This window comes from Piscinibacter sp. (genome assembly GCF_050175855.1).
In the GTDB taxonomy this organism is placed as follows: Bacteria; Pseudomonadota; Gammaproteobacteria; order Burkholderiales; family Burkholderiaceae_C; genus Piscinibacter.
The window spans coordinates 1-5001 of record NZ_JBFXIO010000376.1 but is presented as its reverse complement, the minus strand read 5'-3'; the positions used below and the strand labels follow the sequence as shown (position 1 = coordinate 5001).

The following is a 5001-nucleotide window of genomic DNA, read 5'->3' as shown; positions in this document are numbered from 1 at the left end:
CCGTTCAGCGTCGGGCAGCAGCGCCTTTGCCTGGTGCTGCGCGACGGCTCGGCCATGCGCCACGTGGTGCTCGCCGATCCGTTCGACTCCGGCACGCGCATGTGGCTGGAATCGCGCATCCGCGCTGTCGGGCACCCGCCGAGCGTCTGGTACGTCGCCGGCGTCAACGATATCGCGGCGTTCTATGCGCGCATGGAGCGCGAGATGCGCGCGCTGGATGGCGCCGCTCCGGGCACGGGTGCGGCCGCCATCCCGGGCGCCGACGCGGTCGATGTCCTGCAGCTCTCGCTGGCGGACATCAGCGCCGACGAAAGCCCGGTGGTGCGCTTCGTCAACGGCCTGCTGTACGACGCGCTGAAAGCGCAGGCCAGCGACATCCACCTCGAATGCGCCGCACGTGGCCTGGCGGTGAAGTACCGCCTGGACGGTGTCCTGCAGGCGGTGGCGCGCCCCGAGGGGCGAGATTTCGCCGACCGTGTGGTCTCGCGCATCAAGGTGCTGGCCGATCTCGACATCTCCGAACGGCGCGTGCCACAGGATGGGCGCCTGAAGCTCAGCTACGGTGGCCGCGCGATCGACGTGCGCGTGTCCATCATGCCCAACCTGTACGGCGAGGACGCGGTGCTGCGCATCCTCGACCGCTACCAGCTCTCTGCCGAGTCCACGCTCAGCATCGAGCACCTCGGCTTCGACGCGGACAACGCTCGCTTCATCCGCCGGCTCGGCGCCATGCCCTACGGGCTGCTGCTCGTCACCGGCCCGACCGGCAGCGGCAAGACCACCACGCTGTATGCCGTGCTGTCGGAGGTCAACAGCGGCCAGGAGAAGATCATCACGATCGAGGATCCGGTCGAGTACCAGCTGCCCGACGTGCTGCAGATCCCGGTCAACGAGGCCAAGGGCCTGACCTTCGCGCGCGGCCTGCGGTCGATCCTGCGCCACGACCCGGACAAGATCATGGTCGGCGAGATGCGCGACCCCGAGACCGCGCAGATCGCGATCCAGGCCGCCCTCACCGGCCACCAGGTGTTCGCCACCGTGCACGCGAACAACGTGTTCGATGTCATCGGGCGGCTCTCCACCATGGGCGTCGACCCGTACAACCTGGTATCGGCGCTCAACGGCGTGGTCGCGCAGCGGCTGGTGCGCATCATCTGCCCGCACTGCAGCACGCCGGACGACCCGGGCCCCGAGCGCATCGAGGCCAGCGCGCTGCCCGACATCCCGCTCGGCTGGAACTTCCGCCGCGGCATCGGCTGCGCGCACTGCCGCGGCACCGGCTACAAGGGCCGCCGCGCCATCGCGCAGACGCTGGCGATGGATGTCGGCCTGCGCAGCCTGATCGCCGAGCGCGCCAGCCCGGCCGCCCTGCGCGAAGCGGCCCGCGAACGCGGCCTGCGCACGCTGCGCGAAGCCGCGCTCGAACTCGTCGCGAGCGGCGAGACCACCCTGGAGGAGGCCAACCGTGTCACGGCCGTGGAAGAGTGAGCTGAGCGTACGACTCGGCCGCGGCTCGACCGCGGCGCAGTGCCTGGCCCCCTGGTCTCGCCGCGTGCTCGCCGAGGCCGGCGGCACCGGCGTGCCCGCCACCGCACTGCCGGCCGCGCTCGCGGCGCTGCGCGAGGGCCTGGGTGCGCCGCTGCCGGCCCGGGCCCGTCTGTTCGTGCCCGACGAGCTCGTCTACCTGTGGCTGGTCGCCGAAGCCGACGACTGGGCGTCGGCGCGGCAGGCTGCCGCAACGCACTTCGCCGCGACACTCGGTCGGCAGGATCTCGTCGTGCAGGTGGTGGCCTTGCCGTCCTCGAGCGCCTGGCTGGCCGCAGCGCTCGAGCCCGGAGACCTGCAGCTCTGGCAGGGCGCGCTGGGCGAGGCCGGCGTGCGGCTGGCCCACGTGGAGCTGCAACTGCTCGACGACCTGCGCCATCTGTCGGCGCAGCTGCCGGACGAGGCCGTCGTCGCCATGGTGCGCGAGGAAGGGACCACGCTCGTGCGCATCGAACGCGGGATCCCCGTCGAGCTGAACTGGGAGCGCTGCGATCCGCGTGCGCTGCGGCTGGTCGAACAGCGCCTGATGGCATTCCAGGGATCGATCGTCAGCAGCCAGCCGCCCTCGGTCTGGATGCTGTGCCGCTCCGCCGAGGAACGCTCGCAATGGGAGCGCATGGCCCAGGCCCACGGCTGGACGCTGTTGCAGCGCCAGCCCGCCCGGCCCGCCGCGGAGGCCGCCCCATGAGGCCGGTGCCCCGACTCGATTTCATGGGCGGCGCACCGCGGCCCTGGAGCGGCATCACCCTGGTCGCCATCGCGGCCTTGCTGCTGGCCGGGGCCGCCGCCTCGTCCTGGCGCCTGGAGCAGGACAACCGCGAGGCCCGCGTGCAGATCAACGCACAGGCTGCACGACTGCTTCCGCCGCCCCCGCGCAAGCTCAGCGAAGCGGAGCGCGTGCGCCATGCGCAGGCCGTGCGCGTGGCGGGCGAGCTGCGCGCGCCGTGGGGAGACCTGCTCGCCACCTTCGAGGAACACGGCAAGGGCGACATCGGCCTGCTCAAGCTCGAGCCCGATGCCAAGGCCGGCCTCGTTCGCATCACCGGCCAGGCCCGGGACGCGAAGGCTCTCTTCGCCTACCTCCATGAACTCGAGACCGATGCGCGGCTGGCCCGTGTCGCGCTGACTTCCCAGCAGCTCGAGCGCGAGACGCCGGGCCAGCCCCTGCGCTTCGTCATCCAGGCGGCATGGCGCGCCGCCCCGCCCATCCCCAAGGAAGTGTCTTGAAGCGCGCCCTGCCCTCCCTGCCCGCGACCCTGCACCGAGCCATTCCGGCCTGGCGGCGGTTGGTGCGCGTCTGGCGTCGCCACCTCGGCCGTCCCGCCTGGCTGGCACTGGTGCTCCTGGCGCTGGCGGCCCTGGTGCAGTGGCAGTTGCAGCCCTCGCTGCGGCGCGATGCGGCCCGGCTGGAAGCCCGGCGCGCCGCGCTGGCGGCCAGCCCGCTGCCGGGCACCGTGGCAGGCGCACCGCGCGGCCCCTTGAGCGTGGCCGACATTCCCTCGGAGCGCCAGCGCGGCCGCGACCTGGAGACGCTGGTCATCGCCGCGCAGCGTGCCGGGCTGCAGATGGAGCGCGCCGACTACTCGCTCGGGGCGGCCACGACCGGCGCGCTGACGCGCGTCGAGGCGACATTGCCGCTGAGCGGCAACTATTCCGCCGTGCGGCGCTTCGTGGCCGAGGTGCTCAACGAACTGCCGCACGCGGCGCTGGAGAGCCTGCAGCTCGAGCGTGCCAACGCCCAGGCCCGGGAACTCCAGGCCACCGCCAGGCTGGTGCTCTTCTACAGCGAGGAGACGCGATGAAGCGTCGTCCCGTGCTGTTCGCCAGCGCCACCCTGGTGGGACTGTGGTCCGCATGGATCGTGATGCACGGCCAGCAGGGCATGGGCACCGTGGTGACGGCCAGCGAGCCTCGCCGCCTTGCCTCGACGGCCGGCGCGGCCCCGCCGGCCGAAGCCGTCGTCACGACGGGAGCCACCGCGCCGGCGGCGCCGGCGGCACCGGCACCCCGCGCACGTCTCGCCGCGCAGGGCAACGACGCGTTCGCTTCGCGCGAGTGGTACAAGGCGCCGCCGCCGCCGCCACCGCCGCCGCCACCTCCGCCTCCGCCACCGCCCCCGCCGCCGCCCCCGCCGCCCCCGCCGACATTGCCCTACCGGTTCGTCGGCCTGCTCGACGAGGGCCGCGGCAGCAAGCCGCGCGTCTTCCTCGCCCTCGGCGAGAAGCTGCTGGTCGCCGGCGTCGGCGATCGGCTCGAAGGCGGTTACCAACTCGTGGCGATCTCCGCGCAGGAGCTCGTCTTCCAACACGTCCAGAACAACGTCACGCTCAAGCTTGCCGTGGCGGGAGGCCACTCCTGATGCAATCCACAACCCACCCGGTGCCCTGGCGCCTCGCGGCGCTGGCTGCCGCCCTCTGGCTGGCCGGTTGCGCAGCCCAGCAGCACAACGGCGACGGCATGAAGCTGCTGCACGAAGGCAAAGTGGCCGAAGGCCTGTCCAACCTGCGCAAGGCCAGTGAGCTCGACCCCAACAACGCGCGCTACCGCATCGACTACCTTGCGCAACGCGAGCTGGCCTCGCAGGCCGTGCTGACGCGGGCCGACGAGGCACGGCTGGCGGGCCGCCTCGACGAGGCGGTCAAGGGATACCAGGAAGTGCTGCGCTTCAACGACGGCAGCGAGCGGGCGCAGCGCGGGATTCAGCTGGTGCAGGAGCAGCGCAAGGCCGACGCGGCGATCGCACTGGCCGAGAAGCACGCCCGTGCCGGCCAGGGCGAGGCCGCGCAGGACGTGCTGCGCCGCGCCATCAAGGATCTGCCGGGCAACGCCAGCGTGCAGACGCAGTTGCGCACGATGGAGGAAAAGCTCGACGCCGAGCGCGCGGCGCGCGAGCGCACGCTGGCGGCGCAGAGCTCGTTCCGCCGCCCCGTCACGCTGCAGTTCCGCGACGCCAACCTGAAGATGGTGTTCGAGGCGCTGTCGCGCACCGCGAACGTGAACATCATCCTCGACCGCGACGTGAAGAGCGACCTGAAGACGACCATCTACGTGAAGGACGCCTCCGTCGAGGACACCATCGACCTGATCCTGCTGCAGAACCAGCTCGAGAAGCGCGTGCTGAACAACAACACGCTGTTCGTCTACCCGGCGACCTCGGCCAAGCAGAAGGAATACAACGAGCTGAAGGTGCGCAGCTTCCAGCTCAGCAACGTCGAGGCCACGCACGTGGCCAACATCATCAAGTCGCTGCTCAAGACCAAGGACATCGTCACCGACGCCCGCACGAATACGCTGGTGATGCGCGACACCGCCGACGCCATCGCGGTGGCCGAGAAGCTGGTGGCCGCCAACGACGTGCCCGACCCCGAGGTGATGCTCGAGGTGCAGGTGCTCGAGGTCTCCGCCGACCGCATGTCGAACCTGGGCATCAAGTGGCCCGACGCGTTCGGTGTCTCG

6 protein-coding genes are annotated in these 5001 nt (G+C 71.5%); all 6 read left to right on the top strand.

Annotated features, from left to right (window positions below):
- Positions 1-1488 (top strand): GspE/PulE family protein (locus tag AB7U92_RS21785; protein WP_428582020.1); only part of this gene is annotated, 1488 nt, incomplete at its 5' end.
- A complete protein-coding gene (locus tag AB7U92_RS21780) occupies positions 1466-2233 on the top strand; it encodes a hypothetical protein (protein WP_428582017.1) in 768 nt (255 codons plus the stop codon). The genes AB7U92_RS21785 and AB7U92_RS21780, both read left to right, overlap by 23 nt.
- The gene (locus AB7U92_RS21775; RefSeq protein ID WP_428582014.1) at positions 2230-2772 is read left to right on the top strand and encodes a hypothetical protein; all 543 of its coding nucleotides are present in this window, start codon (positions 2230-2232) and stop codon (positions 2770-2772) included. Before AB7U92_RS21780 ends, AB7U92_RS21775 begins: the two co-directional genes overlap by 4 nt.
- Positions 2769-3347 (top strand): hypothetical protein, encoded by a 579-nt coding sequence (locus AB7U92_RS21770; RefSeq protein WP_428582011.1) that lies wholly within the window; start codon positions 2769-2771, stop codon positions 3345-3347. Before AB7U92_RS21775 ends, AB7U92_RS21770 begins: the two co-directional genes overlap by 4 nt.
- Entirely contained in the window at positions 3344-3904 is a 561-nt protein-coding gene (locus AB7U92_RS21765) for a hypothetical protein (protein ID WP_428582008.1), read from the top strand. Before AB7U92_RS21770 ends, AB7U92_RS21765 begins: the two co-directional genes overlap by 4 nt.
- A partial coding sequence (locus tag AB7U92_RS21760; protein WP_428582005.1) for a secretin N-terminal domain-containing protein occupies positions 3904-5001 on the top strand: 1098 nt, incomplete at its 3' end. The genes AB7U92_RS21765 and AB7U92_RS21760, both read left to right, overlap by 1 nt.

Bases quoted from the DNA above. Each gene is read 5' to 3' on its own strand.
- AB7U92_RS21775 (WP_428582014.1), top strand. From the start codon at position 2,230: ATGAGGCCGGTGCCCCGACTCGATTTCATGGGCGGCGCACCGCGGCCC.
- AB7U92_RS21765 (WP_428582008.1), top strand. From the start codon at position 3,344: ATGAAGCGTCGTCCCGTGCTGTTCGCCAGCGCCACCCTGGTGGGACTG.